The sequence below is a fragment of the Devosia ginsengisoli genome (assembly GCF_007859655.1).
GTDB lineage: Bacteria > Pseudomonadota > Alphaproteobacteria > Rhizobiales > Devosiaceae > Devosia > Devosia ginsengisoli.
In genome coordinates, this window is record NZ_CP042304.1 from 1,741,664 (window position 1) to 1,760,100 (window position 18,437).

Genomic DNA, 18,437 nt, shown 5'->3' on the forward strand with positions numbered 1-18,437 from the left:
TCTACTCCCTCGTCATGTCGCAGCCAGCAGGGCATCGAGCAGTTCCTTGACCACCGACACCACGCGCGCATTGGCGGCATAGGCATTCTGCAATTCCATGAGGCGCGCCATTTCCTCATCGACATTGACGCCGTAGTCGGACTCCATCTGGTCGACGATGGTACCCAGCGTCAGTTGCCGGTCGTCATTCTTGGTGATGGCGGCATTGATGGTCGAGCCCTGGAAACCGACCACCTGCGAGATCAGCTCGCTGAGATTGCCGCTCAACTGGAAGCGGCCGGAATTCGCGGCGGGATTGCCCCCGGATACGAACTGCATCTTGCTGAGCTGGTCGATCACATAATTGGCGCGATCGGCATCGCCCAGCGTGCCGCCGACCTCGAACTGCACCAGCAGGCGGTTGTCGGCGATGATGGCCGGATCGATCGAGATACGCGCCGCAAAACCTTGCTTCTGCGGCGGATCAGTATCGAGATTGTTGGTGAAGGCCGAATTGCCCTGGTCGACGAACAGGTTGAAGCCCAGTCCCGAGCCCTGCAACCCGGTCGAGCTCGACCGGGCGACGGCGGTGCGCACATCGGTCTTGCCGGCAGCGCCATCGTCGAGAATGCGAAGATTGTTCGCGCCGGTGCTGCTGATGTCGAGATTGGGCAGCTTGGCGTCCAGCGCCGCGGCGACGGCCGTTGCGCCGGCCGAGAAATCCACCCCGATGACCCGCTGGCCGGAGGCATCGACATAGTCCTGCGCCTGACTGGTATTGACGATGCGGACCCGCTTCTCCACGCCATTCTCGGCATAGGTGAGCAGGACATCATTGCCCGGCGCCATATTGGAAATATCGACATCCAGGCCGTCTGCCGTGCCGTCCGTGGCGGCGACGCCATCAGTCTTGTTGGTCGAAAAGGCCATGGCCAGGCTGGCGGCGATTTCGTCGAGCTGCTCCTGCGCCTCGACCAGCGTCTTGTCGCGCAAGGTGACCAGGCCACCGAGTTCGCCGCCCTGCAGCACGCCCTGGGTCACCAGGTCTATGGTGAGGCCCGACGGCGTGGTCAATGTCAGCTTGCCGACCTTGGTCTTGGCCGGATCGGGATCGAACTGCGAGTTCGGCGACAGGGTGCCGGCGCTCTCGAACTTGAAGCTCGACACGCCATTGTCGATCAGGCCAACGCCCGACCGCGTCATCAGTGCCACCGTGCCGTCCGGCCGGTAGTCGGCCCGCACGTCGATCATCTCGGCGACCGAGGCGACCAGGCGGTCGCGCTGGTCGAGCAATGCCGTGCGCGACGCATCGGTCATGCCCAGGTCGAGCATCCGGTTATTGACCTCGGACAGCGAATTCAGCATGCCGTTGAGGTTGTGGACATTGGAGGCGATCTGCCCCTCGGTCTCCTGGCGCATGCCCTGGATGGTGGTGGACAGCCGGTTGAGCGTCTCCACCATGTTCTGCGCCGCGGCAACGGCTTCGGCCCGCGAATTATAGTCGTCGGGGCTCGTGGCAATGCCCTGCAAAGCGTTCTGCAGATTGCCGAAAACGGTATCGAGCGAACCGGTCGTGCCGGGCTTGCCCATGAAGCCCTGCAGCCGGTTGAGATAGCCGGCCTGAATGCCGGAATTGGCGGTGTCGGAGACCTGTCGCGTATAATAGGCCTGCAGGCTGGCGTTGAAGGCGCGCTGCGTGCCGACAGAACGTGCGTAGCTGCTGTCCTGCGAATTGTAGTCGACAATGTTGAGCGCCTGCCGATGGTATCCCGGCGTGCCCGCATTAGCGATGTTGCGGCTCAGGATATCGAGCGAATCCTGATTGACCCGCAGACCGGACACAGCATTGGTAAGGGACGATGTCAGACCCATTCACCGGACTCCACACTGAGGAACCGACCCGGAGCCTTGCCCCGGGCCGCTACTGGCTGGCTCCGCCTCAGCGGATCATGTTGAGGGCTTCCTGGAGCATATCGTCAGCCGCGCTGACGATGCGCGTGCCGGCCGCATAGGCCTGCTGCGTCACGATCAGCTTGGTGAACTCGTCGGAAATGTCGGTATTGGAGGCTTCCAGCGCCCCGCCGATCACGCCCGAGCCGGAGAGATCGAGAATGGCCTCGCCCGATTCCGACGTGCTCGCGAACACACCGCCATCGAGACGCTTGAGCTTGTTGATGGCGTTGAACTCGGCCGTCACCACCTGCGCCATGTCGATACGCTCGCCATTGGAGTAGGTCGCCACGACGCGGCCGCTGTCATTGATGGCCACCGAGACGAATTCACCGGCGCCATAGCCGTTCTGGTTCAGCGTCGAGACGTTGACCGTGCCATTAACGTCGGCGAACTGCGACACGCCATTGGTGTCGTGCTTGAGCTCGACATCGCCCAGATTGACGCCATTGACCGTGAGCCCGGTAATCGTCGCCGTGGGAACGCCCGGCGGAAGCAGCGAGCCGTCGCCGCGGAAGGTATAGTCCTGGTCGACGCGGGTCCACATCGGCGAGGCGCCGGTCGCGGCGCTGTTCGACATGTAATAGAGGTTCCAGGTATCCGCGCCGCCCGCAGCCTTGCTGTCCACCTTGGCCCAGCGCAACTGCACGTTGGCCGGAGCGCCGTTCTCGGCATAGACGGTGATGGCGCCGCCAGCGACCGAATTGGCCTTGAACTCGGCGTCGAGATCGGCCGGGATCGTATCGACATTCGGCCGCGTCGGCGCGCTGGATGCGCCAGCCGTCATGCCAAGGGCAGCCAAGGTGCCTGCATCGCCTGCCACCGAGAATGAGGCGTGATAATCGGAACCCAGAGTGATCTGCAGATTGCCACCGACAATGCCCACGGTAGCCGTGGACGCGGCCGGACCACCGGCCGAGCGCAGCCCCGCCTCCATCGCAGCCAGCGCATCGGCAACGGTGGTCGGTGTGGTGTTTTCGATGTCGATGCCGACATTGGTGCCGGTATAGGGCCCCAGGTCGCTGTCATAGAAATCGAACTTAACCGCCGTGCCATTCACCGTGACGGTGAGGGATTCGCCGGCCGTCAGCACGGTATCGGCGTCGGCACCCGCCGTCAGCGCGCCGCCTGTCTTGGAGGCCGTGGTGGAGCCGGTGACATAGTCATTCGCCTCCATCAGCTCGCTATTATAGATGGTGGCATTGTAGCCGGTATTCTTCGGCAGTTGCGGCAGGTTGGCCTGGTAGTTGACCCGGGTCGTTGCCTGCGCCGGCAGGAAATTGTTGGAGAGCTTGATCACTTCGGGCACCGAGCCCGAAATGTTGCCGGTCAGCGTGTCGATCGGCAGGCCCTTGAGATAGTAGCCGGCGCCGTTGACCAACAGACCATCCTTGTCGATCTCGAAATCGCCGCGGCGGGTGTAGAAATTCGTGCCGGCGAACACCGCATTGCCGTCCGACTGGCCGATCTTGGGTTCGACGACGAAGAAGCCGTTGGAATTGAGCGCGATGAAGGTCTCGTTCGACACCGTCTTGATATCGCCCTGCACGTCATTGGTGCCGCGCGACTGGGCCAGCACAGCGCCGGGCACCTGGCGCGAAATCGGCGCATCGGGAATGAGATCGAGGAAATCGGTCTCGATCCGCTTGTAACCTGTGGTCTGAGAGTTCGCGATATTGCCCGAAATGTTCTCCAGCGCGTGGGCCTGGGCCCGCAGACCGGTCACCGCACTGGAAAGAGCGCCATAAATGCCCATGTGAAACTCCGTAAAACCCGTTTGCGTCGCCGGACGCGTTCGCCATGATTGATGCAAACGGGATGCCAACTCGGGGGAGTGTTGAATCTGTTGGGCTTTTTGGTTCGACCAGCCGAAATGTGGCGACATATCGGCAATTGAGTCCGAGCCAGGCGGCAGAAATTGCCGCCCGCTTGTTAAGACGGGGCGCTTGCATTAATGCAGGGGCCTGAAATTCCGGGGCATTCCATGCTGTTCAGTAGTGCCGATGAGTTCGTGAAAGCGCCGCGCCGCGCCGTGACGGTGTTCGGCATGGCCGGCGTCGGCAAGACGCGGCTGTCCAACATGCTGCGCGCCAGCAAGTGGTTTCACTACTCGGCCGACTATCGCATCGGTACGCGCTATATGGGCGAATATATCGTCGACAACTTCAAGCTCGAGGCGATGAAGGTGCCGTTCCTGGCCGAACTGCTGCGGTCGGACTCGATCTATATCTCGTCCAACATCACCTTCGACAATCTCGATCCGCTATCGACCTATCTCGGCACGCCCGGCAATCCCGACAAGGGCGGCCTGCCGCTGGCCGAATACCAGCGCCGGCAGGAGCAGCACAGGATCGCCGAAGTCGATGCGCTCAAGGACGTGCCGCATTTCATCGAGCGCGCCAAGGCGCTCTATGGCTATGACGATTTCATTGCCGATACCGGCGGTTCGCTGATCGAAGTGATCGACCCCACCGACCCCGAAGACCCCGTGGTCAAGACCCTGGCAGCCTCGACTGCCCTGCTCTATATCCGCGGCACCACAAAGGACACGACCGAACTGGTGCGTCGCTTCCGGCAATCGCCCAAACCCATGTATTATCGCCCGCCCTTCCTCATCGAGAAATGGGCCGAGTACAAGCTGATCAACGGCATTGTGGAAGATTGCGACGTCGACCCACTGGGCTTTGGCGCCTGGGGCTTCGAGGCTTTGTTGCATGACCGGCTGCCGCGCTACCAGGCGCTGGCCGACAATTTCGGCTATGTGGTCGAAGCATCGGACCTGGCCACGGTCCGCGACGGCGACGAATTCATCGATCTCATGGCCGCCGCGATCGAGCAGCGAATGCGTTAGCGCGGGCTCCACTGGAGACGCGCCACGCCTGAATCGCTTTTCGATCAAACTCGTTCAAGAGGCTGATATGCCTATCCGAATTCCCGACAACCTGCCCGCCCGCAAGACCCTCGAAGACGAGGGCGTCAATGTGATGGATTCCGCCCGCGCCGCGCGGCAGGACATCCGTCCGCTCGAAATCGGCCTGCTCAACCTGATGCCCAACAAGGAGCGCACCGAAACCCAGTTCACCCGTCTCATCGGCTCGACGCCGCTGCAGGTCGATCTGACGCTGGTGCGCGTCACCGAGCACCAGTCCAAGAATACGTCCGAGGACTATCTCAAGGCCTTCTACAAGACCTGGGACGAGGTGCGGGAGAAGAAGTTCGACGGTTTCATCGTCACCGGTGCGCCCATCGCCAACATTCCCTTCGAGGAGGTGCGTTACTGGCCCGAAATGCTCGAAATCATGGATTGGACGCAGACCAATGTGCACCACACCATGTTCATCTGCTGGGGCGCCCAGGCGGCTTTGGACCATTTCCACGGCGCCAAGCGCTACCGCATGCCCGAAAAGGCCTTCGGCGTATTCCGCCACCAGGTGATCAACCCGCGCTCGCCCTTCCTGCGCGGCTTTTCGGACAGCCCGATGATCCCGGTATCGCGCTATAACGACATCGACCGGACCACTCTGGGGCCTGACCTCGAAGTGTTGATCGACAATCCCGAGATTGGCGTGTCGATGCTGGGCGACCAGAAGCACCGGGCGGTGCATTTCCTCAACCACCTGGAATATGACAACCGCTCGCTGGCCGATGAATATGAGCGCGACATCAGTGCCGGGCTGGACACGCAACCGCCGGCAAATCTCTATCCCAATGGCGACACCAGCCAGACGCCGGAAAACCGCTGGCGCAGCCATGCCCACCTGCTGTTCCAGAACTGGATCAACGAGATCTACCAGACCACGCCCTATGAGATGGACAAGATCGGTAGCGGCAAAGAATAGAGTCTTTGGTGGATACCCCCTCTCTAACCTCCCCCTGATAGGGGGGAGGAATCCGACCGGCGCGCGGGGCAAGATCCAGACGCAAACTCGATCTGTTCCTCCCCCTTTTCAGGGGGAGGCTAGGAGGGGGTACTCTTTGGCGTAGCCTATGTTGAAGTAACGCAAATGCTTGAACCGCCGCCACAAATCCCTATCTTGCGCAGGGACAAGTGAGACAAAAGCGTGCCCCAGCCTCCCACGACCATCGTCGACGAACTGGGCATTGCCCTGTCCAACCTGGCCGATGCCGCCACGGGCGCCTTTACCCCGACATTGCGGCTGGGCGTGACCGGCCTCAGCCGGGCCGGCAAGACCATCTTCATCACCGCCTTGGTGCATAACCTGCTGACCGGTGGCCGCCTGCCCGGCTTTGCGCCTTTGGCCGAAGGCCGTTTCATCGGCGCAAGACTGGCGGAATATCCCGATGCGACCATTCCCCGCTTCGCCTATGAGCAGCATCTCGAAGCGCTGACCGGCAAGACCCCGACCTGGCCGGAAAGCACGCGGCGGATTTCCCAGCTTCGCGTGGTGCTGAAATTCCAGTCCAAGCACTGGTATTCGGGCATGACCGGGCCATCGACGGTCAATCTCGATATCGTCGACTATCCCGGCGAATGGCTGCTCGACCTGCCTTTGCTGGGCCTGAGCTTTGCCGAATGGAGCGCCGAGGCACTGGACCGCGCCGACCGGCCGGGTTCGGGCAAGGAGGCAGGGCCGTTCCTCGACCTGCTCGAAAGCATCGATCCGCTCAAGGAAGCCAATGACCTCGACGCGGAAAAGCTGGCTGCTGCCTTCACCGACTATCTGCGCAAGAGTCGCGAACATCAGGCGCTCTCGACGCTACCGCCCGGCCGCTTCCTGCTGCCGGGAGACCTGGAGGGCTCGCCCGCGCTGACCTTCGCGCCGCTACCGCCACAACGGCAGGCCATTCGCGGCAACAGCCTCTATGCCATGCTGGAGCACCGCTACGAGGCCTATAAGGACCGCATCGTACGTCCCTTCTTCCGCGACCACTTTGCCCGGCTGGATCGCCAGATCGTGCTGGTGGATGCCCTGCGGGCGCTCAATACCGGCCCGGCCGCTGTGGCCGACCTCGAGACGGCGCTGACATCGGTGCTCGCCTGCTTCCGCCAGGGCGAGACCAATCCGCTGCTGCGCCCCTTCGTGCGCAAGATCGACCGGATATTGTTCGCGGCCACCAAGGCCGACCATGTGCATCACACCAGCCATGACCGGCTGGAAGCCATTCTCAATCGCCTTGTGGCCAATGCCGGCAAACGCGCCCGCTTTGCCGGCGCCGAAGTCAAATCCATCGCCATGGCCGGCATCCGCGCCACGCGCGAGGGCACGATATCGGAGGGCGGCGAGACGCTGCCCACCATTATCGGCACGCCGATGAAGGGCGAGACGCTTGACGGCGTGACCTATGACGGCAAGACGGAAATCGCCTTGTTTCCCGGTGACTTGCCGGAACGGCCGGATTCATTGTTCGAGGACGGCACGCCCGTCGCGCTCAATTTCCTGCGCTTCACGCCGCCGCAAAAACTCGACCGCAACGCCAATGGCGACGTGGTGCTGCCCCATATCCGCTTCGACCGGGCGCTCGATTATCTGGTGGGAGACTGGCTCGCATGAAACGCCCCATCGCCCGCCCGACTGCACCGACTGACGACGCCCCCGAGCCCTTCCGCGCACCGCGGGCCTTCGCGCCGGCCAAGGTGGAGATCGTTGAGCCGGAATTCGATGCGGCAACCGACGAAACGCTGATCGCGCCGGCTCCCCGCCGCATGGGCTGGGTCGGGCGACTGGCCTGGACGGCCGGCGGCATATTGGTCTCGGCCGGGCTGGGCCTTGCCGCCGACCGGCTGATCCGCGACCTGTTTGCCGCCAATGAATGGCTGGGCTGGTTGGGGCTTGGCGTGCTGGGCATCTTCCTCATCGCGGTGCTGGCGCTGGCCGCCCGCGAAATCTTCGCCCTGCGCCGCCTGCGCGTGCTCGATGCCTTGCGGCGCGACGCGGCAGCGGCCATCGCCGACAACGATGGCCACAAGGCAAAGCACGTCGTCAGCAGCCTTGAAGCCATCTATGCTGGCCGGCCCGATCTGGCGCGGGCCCGGCAGGGCGTGGCCGACAACCTGCCCCATATGTTCGACGGCCACGAAATGATCGCGCTGGCGGAACGCAGCCTGATGGCGCCGCTCGATGCACGGGCCAAGGTGCTGACAGCGGCCTCGGCCCGCCGCGTGGCGCTGGTGACGACCGTGTCGCCGCGCGCATTGGTCGATATTGCTTTCGTCATCTATGAGAGCTTTCGCCTCTCGGGGGCCATTGCGCGGCTCTACGGCGCCCGCCCGGGCTTTTTCGGCTCGTGGCGGCTGCTAGGGGCCATCCTGACCCATCTGGCCGTCACCGGCGGCCTGGTGCTGACCGATGGCGTGGTGGAGCAACTGGTGGGTCAGGGGCTGGCGGCCAAGCTCTCGGCGCGACTGGGCGAGGGCGTGGTCAATGGCTTGATGACGGTGCGGGTCGGCATCGCCGCCATGCGCGTGGTCCGCCCCCTGCCCTTCGAGACGCAGAAACAGCCCATGGTGCGGGACTTCATTCCCGAGCTGACCAACCTGGCCGGCGACGTAGCCAAATAGCCGGTCAGTCCTTGGCGGCGCTCGGTGCCAGGGTCAGCTTGAGGCCGTCGATCGCGTCGCTGCACAGGATCTGGCAGCAGAGCCGGGAGTTGGAGCGGACATCGCCGACGCTGTCGAGCATGTCCTCCTCCTCGTCGCTGGGGGCGCCGACCACGTCGAGCCAGTCCTTGTCGACATAGACATGGCAGGTGGCGCAGCTCATGGCGCCACCGCATTCGGCCTTGATATTGAGGCCCCAGTCGCGGATGACCTCCATGACGCGCCAGCCCTCGAGCCCTTCGAGCTCGTGGTTTTCGCCGGCCTGGTCGGTGACATGGATGATCATGGGCGGGTTCTCAACTTCAGGCAACGCCGAGCTTTTTCTGCAGCTTGGTGGAACTGGTCGTATACTGGAACACCACCCGCTCGTCCGGGGAAACGATCTTCTTGGCGGCCTGGGCCATCAATGCGGCTTCGTGGAAGCCGGACAGGATGAGCTTGAGCTTGCCGGGATAGGAATTGATGTCGCCGATGGCGAAGATGCCCGGCACCGAGGTTTCGAACTTCTCGGTATCGACGACGATGGTGTTGTCGTTGAGCTCGAGCCCCCAATCGGCCACCGGACCCAGCTTCATGGTGAGGCCGAAGAAGGGCAGCAAACGCGTTGCGGGCACGGAGAGATCGCCGGCATCGGTGGTGAGGTGGACGTGGTTGATCTGGCCGTTTTCGCCATCGAGCTTGGCGATCTGGCCGGTGAGGAAGTTGATCTTTCCCTCGCCCACCAGCTCCTGCATCTTGTTGACCGAGGCCGGGGCCGCCTTGAACACGGCGCGGCGGTGGACCAGGGTCAGCGAGCGGACGATGGGCTGGAGATTGAGGGTCCAGTCGAGCGCGGAATCGCCGCCCCCGACGATGACCACATCCTGGCCACGGAAATCGTCCATCTTGCGGACGGAATAGAAAACCGATTTGTTTTCAAACGCTTCGATGCCATCCACCGGCGGACGCTTGGGCTGGAACGAGCCGCCGCCGGCCGCGATCACCACGACCTTGGTGTGGAACACCTCGTCGGCATCGGTCGCCAGCTTGAACGAGCCGTCGGCCTGCTTCTCGATGGTGTTGATCATCCGGTTGAAGTGGAATTCCGGCGCGAAGGGCGCGATCTGGGCCATCAGGTTGTCGGTGAGCTGCTGGCCGGTGACCACAGGAAAACCGGGAATGTCGTAGATCGGCTTCTCGGGATAAAGCTCGGCGCACTGGCCGCCGGGACGGTCCAGAATGTCGATGAAATGACATTTGAGATCGAGCAATCCGAGTTCGAAGGCCGCGAACAGCCCGCAGGGGCCCGCGCCGATCACAACGACATCGGTGGTGATTTCAGTGGTCATTTCGTCTCAAAGTCCGTTTTCGCCGGGGCGTCAAGGGCCCCGGGTAATATGAGTAACGCGATCCACTTACCTTAGTGGACGCGTCGAAGGAAGGGGCGAGTGCCGACGGGGACTTCCGCGGTACCGACTGGCTGGTAGAACAGCGCCACCTCGGGCAGCCTGTCCTCGATGAGCGCCTGGCGGGTCGGCTCGTGGGTGACCACGAAGGCGGTGAAGCCGCACCGCCGCATCAGCGGAATCTGGTCCTGCAACACGTCACCAATGGCCCTGATTTCGTTAGCGTACTGGTAACGTTGAGACAGCAGACGTGCGGTTGAGTAGCCACGACCATCGGTGAAGCCGGGGAACTTGATGGCGATGGAGGCAAAGCGCCCGACATCGGCTTCCACGTCCTCGATACTCTCGCCCGGCGACACCAGCAGGCCCAGCGGATGCGGGTTGGCCAGGAAGGCCGCCTTGTTGGCAAGAAACACCGCCAGCGGAACATGGGTATAGCTGGCCGTGGCCGGATCGCTCCCCTCGGTCCACTCATGGAACGGGTCGGCAATGAAGGCGCCATTCTTCCACAGCGTATGGCGGGTCGCGGCAGTCATCGGCGAGGCGATCGCTCCGTTGAAATCGAAATGAATGCCGCATTCCTTCTTGTTGAGGCCGCGCCAGCGTCCGGCGCGCGGGTCCTCGCCCTCGGCAACCACCGAGGTGCAGGGCGCGCAGCCGATCGACTTGTAGCCCTTAGCGAACAGCGGATGCTCGGGCAAGCCGTGGTCGATTTTGTACTGGTTGACGTCGGCATCGGTGAAATAGGCCAGCGGGTTGACCTTGATACGGTCATCGCTGGTCAGTTCGAAATGCGGCAGCACGCCGCGTTCCTTGGTCTGGAAACGCTTGCGCCCGGTGACCCAGCCGCCGAACTGCTCGGTGATCGGCTCCAGCGGTTCGGTCTTGCGGATATGGCAGCAGGAATCCGGATCAGTCTCCCACAGGTCGCCATTGGGATCGAAGCGCTTCACGTCCGCCACGGCGGGCCGGATGGCGTGGACATTGATGAGGCCGAGATGCTTTTTCAGCGTCTCGACATAGTCGAGCGTCTCGCGGAAGTGCTTGCCCGTTTCAAGGAAATAGACCGGCATGGACGGATCGACCTGCGCCACCAGATGCAGCAGCACGGCGGAATCGGCGCCAAAGGATGAAACGATGGCGAGATCATCAGGCAGCACGTCGCTGATGGCATAGCGCAGCACGCCCAGCGCATCCATGTCGTCGAACATGCCGTTGAGGGCGACAATGCCGAGGGCGCGCAGCTTGTCATGCGCGGGCTGGACGGGGGCGAGCTTAGGCAGCGCCATAGAGCGCCTCCTTGAAGGGGGCTTCGCCCAGGCGACGATAGGCCTCGATGAAGGTTTCGTCGGCGCTGGTGCGGCGGGCGATATAGGTATCGACCAGCGTCTCGATGGCGCCGGGCACGTTTTCGGCTTCAAAGCCCGGCCCGATGATCTTGCCCACCGAAGCGTTCTCGGTGGCGTCGCCGCCCAGGGTGATCTGGTACAGCTCGCCGCCCTTCTTCTCCACACCCAGAATGCCGATATGGCCGACATGGTGGTGGCCGCAGGCATTGATGCAGCCGGAAATCTTGATCTTGAGATCGCCGATTTCGGCCTGGCGCTTGGGCTCGGCGAATTTGCGCGAAATTTCCTGCGCAATCGGGATCGAGCGGGCATTGGCCAGGGCACAGAAATCGAGGCCTGGGCAGCAGATCATGTCGGTGATGAGCCCGGTATTGCCCTCGGCGAGGTCGGCCGCGACCAGCGCGTCATAGACCGCGCGCAGGTCGGCAATGGCGACATGGGGCAGGACCAGGTTCTGCTCATGGGTGACGCGCAACTCGTCGAAGGAATAGCGCTCGGCCAGATCGGCCACGACATCCATCTGCACATCGGTCGCGTCACCCGGCGCGCCGCCGACGGGCTTGAGCGAAACGGTGACCGAGGCATAGCCGGGCTGGCGATGCGAATTGATATTGTTGTCGAGCCAGCGGCCATAGGCCGGGTCGATGATGGATTCATAGGCCACATCGATTTTCGTGGCGGACTGGACCTTGAAGTCCGGCGCAGCGAAATAGGTGGTGATGCGGTCGACTTCCTCAGCCGGCAGGGTCAGCACGCCCCCGCGCACCTGGGCAAACTCGTTTTCCACCTGGCCCTTGATGGTCTCGAGACCCTCTTCGTGGACCAGGATCTTGATGCGCGCCTTGAACTTGTTGTCGCGGCGACCATAGCGGTTGTACACGCGCATGATGGATTCGAGGTAGGCGAGCAGGTGCTCGTTGGGCACGAAGCTGTTGATCAGCTTGGCGACGATGGGCGTGCGCCCGAGCCCGCCGCCGACCCAGACTTCCCAGCCGATATCGCCGGCCGCATTGGCTGCGGCCTGCAGGCCGATATCGTGGAAGCGGATGGCCGCCCGGTCATTGGGCGACCCGCTCATGCCGATCTTGAACTTGCGCGGCAGATAGCTGAATTCGGGATGCAGGCTCGACCATTGCCGGATGATCTCGGCCACGGGACGTGGATCGATGATTTCGTCGGCAGCGGCACCGGCGAACTGGTCGGTCGTGGTATTGCGGATGCAATTGCCCGAGGTCTGGATCGAGTGCATTTCCACCGAGCCCAGCTCGCGCAGAATCTCGGGCACATCCTTGAGCTTGGGCCAGTTGAACTGGATGTTCTGGCGCGTGGTGAAATGGCCATAGCCGCGATCATAGGTGCGGGCGATATGGGCCAGCTTGCGCAACTGCCGCGACGACAGCGTGCCATAGGGCACCGCGATGCGCAGCATATAGGCGTGCAGCTGCAAGTAGAGCCCGTTCATCAGGCGCAGCGGGCGGAACTGGTCTTCGCTCAATTCGCCCGACAGGCGCCGGTTCACCTGGTCGGTAAACTGCGCGGTGCGGCCGGCAACGAAGGCCTCGTCGAATTCGTCATATCGATACATGACCGTCCTCACCCAGATGCTGGCGGTCAAAGGCCCGGCCGTTCAAACTCAGCGGCGCGGTGGGACCTGCCGCCCTGATGCGTTCGCGCAGGCGCTTGGGCACGATCCTGCCGCCGTCATGGGACACATCCTCGATCTCGACACTGACAATGCGGCCGCCCGCCTTGGTGGCGGCCAGCGCGGCATCGCGCGCTTCGGCGTCGTCCTGCGAAAAGAGACGCGCCGCCTGCAGGTCCTCGACCCAGCGATTGGTGGCATCGAGATAGACCGTGCCGCCCGATATCAGTTCGTTGCCTGTCAGAATTTCCATGTCGTCACGCTACCCTGAAGCTCTGCGCGGCCAATTGGGCAGCGTCTGCCCAATCGCCGGCCGCAACCGCCTCGCCTACGAAAATGATTGCCGGACCGTCGCTGAACGTGACCTGACCGGCCGAGAGGGCACCCAGCGTGCCCGCATACGTGGATTTGTCGGCCCGGCCGGCATTGACCACGATGCCGACAGGCAAGGTCGGCGCCGCGCCATGGGCGATCAGCCTTGCGGCGACGTCTGATGCGATGGACTTGCCCATATAGAGCGCCAGCGTGAGGCCCGACTGCGCCAGCGCGGCCCAATGGGTGAGTTCGCCGTCGTCGGCGCCATGGGCCGTGGCCATGATGAAGCCCGATGACACCTTGCGCAGGGTGACCGGGGTCGCCGTATCGGCGGCGGCGGCCAGGGCAGCGCTGATACCCGGCACGATCTGCCAGGCGATGCCGGCCTTGCGCAAGGCGGCGACTTCCTCGCCGGCACGGCCGAAAATCATCGGGTCGCCGGATTTGAGGCGGGCGACGCGCTTGCCCTGCCCCGCCAACCGCACGATCAGCGTATTGATCTGCGCCTGGCTAAAGCTGTGATGGCCCTTGGCCTTGCCGACATCGATCCGTTCGGCATCGCGCCGACCCATGTCGATGACAACGGACGGAACCAGTTGGTCATGCACGATGACATCGGCTTCCTGCAGGAGGCGCTGGGCGCGCAGGGTGAGCAGGTCTTCCGAGCCGGGGCCAGCGCCGATGAGCCAGACCACGCCCTGCCCTTCGGCGCGGGCATGGGCAGCCAGCAGGGTTTCGGCGGCCTCGAGGCCCTGCCCGCGCGCTTCTGCCGCCTCGATTTCGGGCGAAGTCACCAGCGCTTCATAGAAGCGGCGGCGGGCGGGGCCATCGTGAATCAAGTTCTCAGCGGCATGGCGCAAGCGCCCGGCGAGGCTAGCAATTTTGCCGAGGCGCGGCGACAGCATGGCCTCGATGCGGGCACGCACCAGCCGGGCCAGAACCGGCGCATCGCCCTCGGTGGAAATGGCCACGGTAAGCGGCGCGCGATCGACGATGGAGGGTGTGTAGAAATCGCATTCGGCCGGCACATCGACCACGTTGAGCGGAATGCCGCGGGCCCGCGCTTCGGCCTTGGCGAGGTCGGCATCGGGGCCTTCCTCGGCGACAAAGAGCAGAGCCGCATTGTCGAGATCGGCGGGCACGAAGGCGCGCTCGATCACCTCGACAGCAAAGGCGCTGAAATCAGCCTCGATGTGGCGGGAGATAATGACTACCGAAGCAGTCGTCTTAGTTACCAACCGGACCTTGTTGAGGGCTTCATCACCACCGCCGAGGACGACGATGCGTTGACCCTGTACTTTGTAGCTCAACGGAAATGTGTTGAGTTGACCCATTGGAACCCTGATTGTGCGTAGCAGGAAAATAATCCAAACCAGCCCATCGCGACAAGACGTTGAAATTCAATAGCTTTTATATTTCCCTGTGAAGGGCCGCCGTGGAATGCCACCTATGGCTTTGGCGCATAGAAGCTAAATGAATCTGCGGGCGGGGGAGCGGGAGAAATTTTTGCGCGCCGGACGCGGGTCCGGAAATACGGCGGCGCCGCGGCGGCGGGAAGGAAAGGCATGAAATGACGGCGAAGCACCTGGCGCTTGCTGTGATCGCGCTGGCACTGGCCACATCAGCCGTTTCGGCGCTGACCCCGTTTCCAAAGCCCGAACCAACGGACGACGTCGCCAATGCCCATGCCCACGCCTTTGCCGGTTCATGGGCCATCCGAAATCCGACCATGACAATGGGCGAGCCCGATCGCAGCCTGGCCATCTGCCGCCTGCCCATACGCATCGAGGCGATGGGCGACAAAACGATGATCTACTACCAGCCGGGCGAGACCCGGTCCGGAACCATGCTGACATTGCGGGCTATCGAAGGTGGCACGCTATGGATACCCGATGACGGCAGCGACAGCGACTTCGCCTTCTGGGTCAGCCGGGATGCGTTCTATTTCTACGACGACGTTCCCACCCGGGATGCAGAATGGGGGCACCCCCATATATTCACGCGCTGCGACTAGCCCTGCCGGCTGGGAACATGCACGACGAGGCCATCCAGCTCGTCCTTGACCTTGATCTGGCAGGACAGGCGGCTCTGGGCTTTCACGTCGAAGGCGAAATCGAGCATGTCTTCTTCCATGTTCGACGGGCCGCCGACCGTTTCGGTCCAGGCGTCATCGACATAGACATGGCAGGTGGCGCAGGTGCATGCGCCGCCGCATTCGGCGACAATGCCGGGAATGCCGTTCATGATGGCGGTTTCCATCACCGTGGCGCCGTTTTCGCCCTCGGTTTCGATGCGTTCGCCGTCCTGCTGGACGAATGTGATCTTGGTCATGGTGTCTTCGGGCTTGCTGATTGCATCGTATATAGGCGATGGGCGGGGATTTAAAAAGCCATAGCTTGGAAAAGCTCTCCTACAGGCCCAGCAAGCCTTCCAGATAATGCCGCTCCACGCCGAACAGCGCCTTGGTCTCGGCGATCTGTTTGAGCACGGCATCGCGATCCCGCCCGGCCCATCCATCCTTTTCGGCGACGACAAGGTTGTTCTTGGGCGTATGGGCGTCCGAGACGAATTCGAACACCTTGACCCGATAGCCACTGAGTTCGAGCAGCAGGGCGCGCAAAGTGTCGGTGACCATTTCGGCCTGGCGTTCGAGGAAGATGCCGTGGCGCAGCAGGACGCCGAGTTCGGTCGCGGGCTTGCCAGCTTCCATCTGGCGGCGGATCTGCTTGTGGCAGCAGGGGGCGACGGCGATCAGCGCGGCGCCGGCCTTGATGCCCTGGTAGATGGCGTCATCGGTGGCGGTATCGCAGGCATGGAGCGCGATGACGGCATCGGCGCCAGCGGCGTCATAGTCGAGGATGGTGCCGGGCACGAAGCTGAGGCCAGTAAAACCCGAGGCGGCGGCGGTGGCATTGCCGTCGGCGACCAGCTTGTCGCGCAGCTCGACGCCGATGATCTCGGCGGGGCGATTGGCGACATTGGCGAGGTAGTCGTAGAGCGCGAAATCGAGATAGCCCTTGCCGGCGCCCATATCGATTATGCGGGGCTTGTCGGCCTTGATGGCTTGAATCAATGGCGCGAAAATCTCGACCATCTTGTTGATTTGCCTGAACTTGTCCTGCGCGTCGTTGCGGACCTGACCGTCCTTGCCCGTGATGCCTAGGGCGTGGAGCCAGGGCTTGTCGGTGGCGGTCAGCGGGCGGTTCTTGGCGCGATCATGCCCGGTCGAGGGCGCTGCCCTGCCAGTCACTTCGCTGCGCTTGAGGCGGACTTTGTCGCCATTGCGTTCGAAGGTGAGGTCGAATTCGGTGGTGGCCAGGCGGGCGCTGCGGAATTCGTCGCGCAGGGCGGTGCGCAGATTGCCCAGCGCCTCGGGCTGGATCTGGTTCTTGATGATGTCGCGCGTCTTGTAGTGGAAGGTGAAGCTGAACTTCTCCACGCCCTTGGCGACGATCTTCTTGATGTCGATGCTCTTGAGGTCGGCTTCGCTGCCATGATAGCCGCCCAGCTTCAGCCCCACCAGCGTATTGCCGGCAAAGGCTGCCTTCACGGCGGTCAGGAATTCCTCGATGCGCTCGGTGCTCAATGCCGTTCCTTGGTGGTGAGGAAGCGGATATTGGGGAAATCCTGCTTGGCACGATCGGCCCACCAGGCGTTTTGCGCCAGGAAGACCGGCGCGCCGGTGCGATCCTCAGCCACATTCATCTTCTGGGCGGTGATGAAGCGGTCCAGTTCCTTGGGATCATCGCTCTCGATCCAGCGGGCGACCTCGTAGTTGAGGCTCTCGAAGGTGATCGGCACGCCATATTCCTTGGCGACGCGACTGGACAGCACTTCGAGCTGGAGCTGGCCGACCACGCCGACGATCCAGTCGGCGCCGACCATGCGGCGGAACACCTGGGTGACGCCCTCCTCGGAGAGGTCGCTGAGGGCCTTGGCCATCTGCTTGGTCTTCATGTGATCGGTGAGACGCACGCGGCGGATGATTTCCGGGGCGAAATTGGGAATGCCGGTGACGTTGATCGTGGCGCCTTCGGTGAGTGTATCGCCGACTGACAGGGTACCGTGATTGGGGATGCCGACAATGTCGCCGGCCACGGCCTGTTCGGCCAGTTCGCGGTCATTGCCGAAAAAGAACATGGGGTTGGAGACAGCCATATCCTTGCCGGAGCGCACATTCTTGAGGCGCATGCCGCGGGTAAAGGTGCCCGAGCACAGGCGGACGAAGGCGATGCGGTCGCGGTGATTGGCGTCCATATTCGCCTGCACCTTGAACACGAACCCGGTGACCTTTTTCTCGCTCGGCGCGATGGGCGCGGGAATGGCCGGCTGCGGACGCGGCTCGGGGCCCCATTCGCCCAGGGTGCGCAACAGTTCGGCGACGCCGATGCCCTTGAGGGCCGAGCCGAACAGGACGGGGCTCAGATGCCCGGCATGGAAAGTTTCGAGATCGAATTGCGGCAGCATGGCCGTGGCCATTTCCAGCGTTTCCAGCGCCACCATGAAGACCGGATCATCGACCAGCTTTTCGTTATCGAGCAGGTCTTCGATGGCGTCGAATTCCGCAATGGGCTTGCCCTGGGGGCTGAGCACGCGCTTTTCGAACAGGTCGAGATAGCCATGGAAATCGACGCCCTGGCCGATGGGCCAGAGCACCGGCGTCAGATCGAGCGCCAGCTTGCCCTGGATTTCATCGATCAGGTCGAGCGGGCTGAGGCCCTCGCGATCCACCTTGTTGATGAAGGTGATGATGGGAATGTCGCGCAGGCGGCAGACTTCGAAGAGTTTCAGCGTCTGGCTCTCGATGCCCTTGGCGGCGTCGATGACCATGATGGCCGCGTCCACGGCGGTCAGCGTGCGGTAGGTGTCTTCCGAGAAGTCCGAGTGGCCGGGCGTATCGAGCAGGTTGAGGGTGAGCCCGTCATATTCGAAGGTCATCACCGACGAGGTGATGGAAATGCCGCGCTGCTGCTCCATCTCCATCCAGTCCGAACGGGTCGAGCGCACACCGGACTTGCCGCGCACCGCACCGGCCGACTGGATGGCGCCGGCGGCCGCCAGCAGGCGTTCGGTCAGCGTCGTCTTGCCGGCGTCCGGGTGCGAAATGATCGCAAAGGTGCGGCGGGTGCGGAACGGCTCGGCATTGGCCCGGGGCGAAACCTCGGCGGCGGAGGAAAGGGACATCGGTACTGCTGAATGTTGGGCCGCCGCCACCAGGGCGCAGCACGTCAAATATTGGGGCGCTCTATATGCTTTGA

16 protein-coding genes are annotated in these 18,437 nt (G+C 63.0%); 5 read left to right on the forward strand and 11 right to left on the reverse strand.

The window, feature by feature from the left end:
- Positions 1-12: 12 nt before the first annotated feature.
- Together flgK and FPZ08_RS08600 are read right to left on the reverse strand one after the other, a co-directional pair.
- The gene (gene flgK / locus FPZ08_RS08595) at positions 13-1,851 is read right to left on the reverse strand and encodes a flagellar hook-associated protein FlgK (protein WP_146289591.1); all 1,839 of its coding nucleotides are present in this window, start codon (positions 1,849-1,851) and stop codon (positions 13-15) included.
- A gap of 67 nt (positions 1,852-1,918) precedes the next feature.
- The gene (locus tag FPZ08_RS08600; RefSeq protein ID WP_186767266.1) at positions 1,919-3,685 is read right to left on the reverse strand and encodes a flagellar hook protein FlgE; all 1,767 of its coding nucleotides are present in this window, start codon (positions 3,683-3,685) and stop codon (positions 1,919-1,921) included.
- A 228-nt stretch (positions 3,686-3,913) separates the two neighbouring features.
- Between FPZ08_RS08600 and FPZ08_RS08605 the strand changes: the two genes are divergently transcribed.
- From FPZ08_RS08605 to FPZ08_RS08620, 4 genes are all read left to right on the forward strand, one after another.
- Positions 3,914-4,780, forward strand: coding sequence for an ATPase (locus FPZ08_RS08605; protein ID WP_146289593.1), 867 nt, complete (start codon positions 3,914-3,916; stop codon positions 4,778-4,780).
- A gap of 67 nt (positions 4,781-4,847) precedes the next feature.
- Entirely contained in the window at positions 4,848-5,768 is a 921-nt protein-coding gene (locus FPZ08_RS08610; protein ID WP_146289594.1) for a homoserine O-succinyltransferase, read from the forward strand.
- Positions 5,769-5,990: 222 nt separating this feature from the next.
- Positions 5,991-7,442, forward strand: coding sequence for a YcjX family GTP-binding protein (locus tag FPZ08_RS08615; protein WP_146289595.1), 1,452 nt, complete (start codon positions 5,991-5,993; stop codon positions 7,440-7,442).
- Positions 7,439-8,449, forward strand: a complete 1,011-nt coding sequence (locus FPZ08_RS08620; RefSeq protein WP_146289596.1) for a YcjF family protein — start codon at positions 7,439-7,441, stop codon at positions 8,447-8,449. The genes FPZ08_RS08615 and FPZ08_RS08620 overlap by 4 nt, the downstream gene beginning before the upstream one ends.
- Positions 8,450-8,453: 4 nt before the next feature.
- On the opposite strand, the gene FPZ08_RS08625 is transcribed toward FPZ08_RS08620, so the two are convergent.
- The 6 genes from FPZ08_RS08625 to cysG all read right to left on the reverse strand — a co-directional run bounded on the left by FPZ08_RS08625 (position 8,454) and on the right by cysG (position 14,513).
- Positions 8,454-8,774 (reverse strand): 2Fe-2S iron-sulfur cluster-binding protein, encoded by a 321-nt coding sequence (locus FPZ08_RS08625; RefSeq protein WP_056232065.1) that lies wholly within the window; start codon positions 8,772-8,774, stop codon positions 8,454-8,456.
- A 16-nt stretch (positions 8,775-8,790) separates the two neighbouring features.
- Positions 8,791-9,816 carry an NAD(P)/FAD-dependent oxidoreductase gene (locus FPZ08_RS08630; RefSeq protein ID WP_146289597.1) on the reverse strand — a complete coding sequence of 342 codons (1,026 nt, stop codon included), beginning with the start codon at positions 9,814-9,816 and terminating at the stop codon, positions 8,791-8,793.
- A 71-nt stretch (positions 9,817-9,887) separates the two neighbouring features.
- Complete coding sequence (locus FPZ08_RS08635; protein ID WP_146289598.1) at positions 9,888-11,162, reverse strand: phosphoadenylyl-sulfate reductase; 1,275 nt, start codon at positions 11,160-11,162, stop codon at positions 9,888-9,890.
- The gene (locus FPZ08_RS08640) at positions 11,149-12,807 is read right to left on the reverse strand and encodes a nitrite/sulfite reductase (RefSeq protein ID WP_146289599.1); all 1,659 of its coding nucleotides are present in this window, start codon (positions 12,805-12,807) and stop codon (positions 11,149-11,151) included. The genes FPZ08_RS08635 and FPZ08_RS08640 overlap by 14 nt, the downstream gene beginning before the upstream one ends.
- Positions 12,794-13,117: a DUF2849 domain-containing protein gene (locus FPZ08_RS08645; protein ID WP_146289600.1), complete on the reverse strand. Its 324-nt coding sequence runs from the start codon at positions 13,115-13,117 to the stop codon at positions 12,794-12,796. The genes FPZ08_RS08640 and FPZ08_RS08645 overlap by 14 nt, the downstream gene beginning before the upstream one ends.
- 4 nt (positions 13,118-13,121) lie before the next feature.
- Positions 13,122-14,513 (reverse strand): siroheme synthase CysG, encoded by a 1,392-nt coding sequence (gene cysG / locus FPZ08_RS08650; protein ID WP_146289601.1) that lies wholly within the window; start codon positions 14,511-14,513, stop codon positions 13,122-13,124.
- A gap of 236 nt (positions 14,514-14,749) precedes the next feature.
- On the opposite strand from cysG, the gene FPZ08_RS08655 reads away from it, so the two are divergent.
- Positions 14,750-15,193 carry a hypothetical protein gene (locus FPZ08_RS08655; RefSeq protein ID WP_146289602.1) on the forward strand — a complete coding sequence of 148 codons (444 nt, stop codon included), beginning with the start codon at positions 14,750-14,752 and terminating at the stop codon, positions 15,191-15,193.
- On the opposite strand, the gene FPZ08_RS08660 is transcribed toward FPZ08_RS08655, so the two are convergent.
- The 3 genes from FPZ08_RS08660 to FPZ08_RS08670 all read right to left on the reverse strand — a co-directional run bounded on the left by FPZ08_RS08660 (position 15,190) and on the right by FPZ08_RS08670 (position 18,363).
- Positions 15,190-15,510: a 2Fe-2S iron-sulfur cluster-binding protein gene (locus FPZ08_RS08660; RefSeq protein WP_056232048.1), complete on the reverse strand. Its 321-nt coding sequence runs from the start codon at positions 15,508-15,510 to the stop codon at positions 15,190-15,192. The genes FPZ08_RS08655 and FPZ08_RS08660 overlap by 4 nt on opposite strands.
- Positions 15,511-15,589: 79 nt before the next feature.
- The gene (locus FPZ08_RS08665) at positions 15,590-16,765 is read right to left on the reverse strand and encodes a class I SAM-dependent methyltransferase (RefSeq protein ID WP_146289603.1); all 1,176 of its coding nucleotides are present in this window, start codon (positions 16,763-16,765) and stop codon (positions 15,590-15,592) included.
- Entirely contained in the window at positions 16,762-18,363 is a 1,602-nt protein-coding gene (locus tag FPZ08_RS08670) for a peptide chain release factor 3 (RefSeq protein WP_146289604.1), read from the reverse strand. The genes FPZ08_RS08665 and FPZ08_RS08670 overlap by 4 nt, the downstream gene beginning before the upstream one ends.
- Between the last annotated feature and the right edge of the window lie 74 nt (positions 18,364-18,437).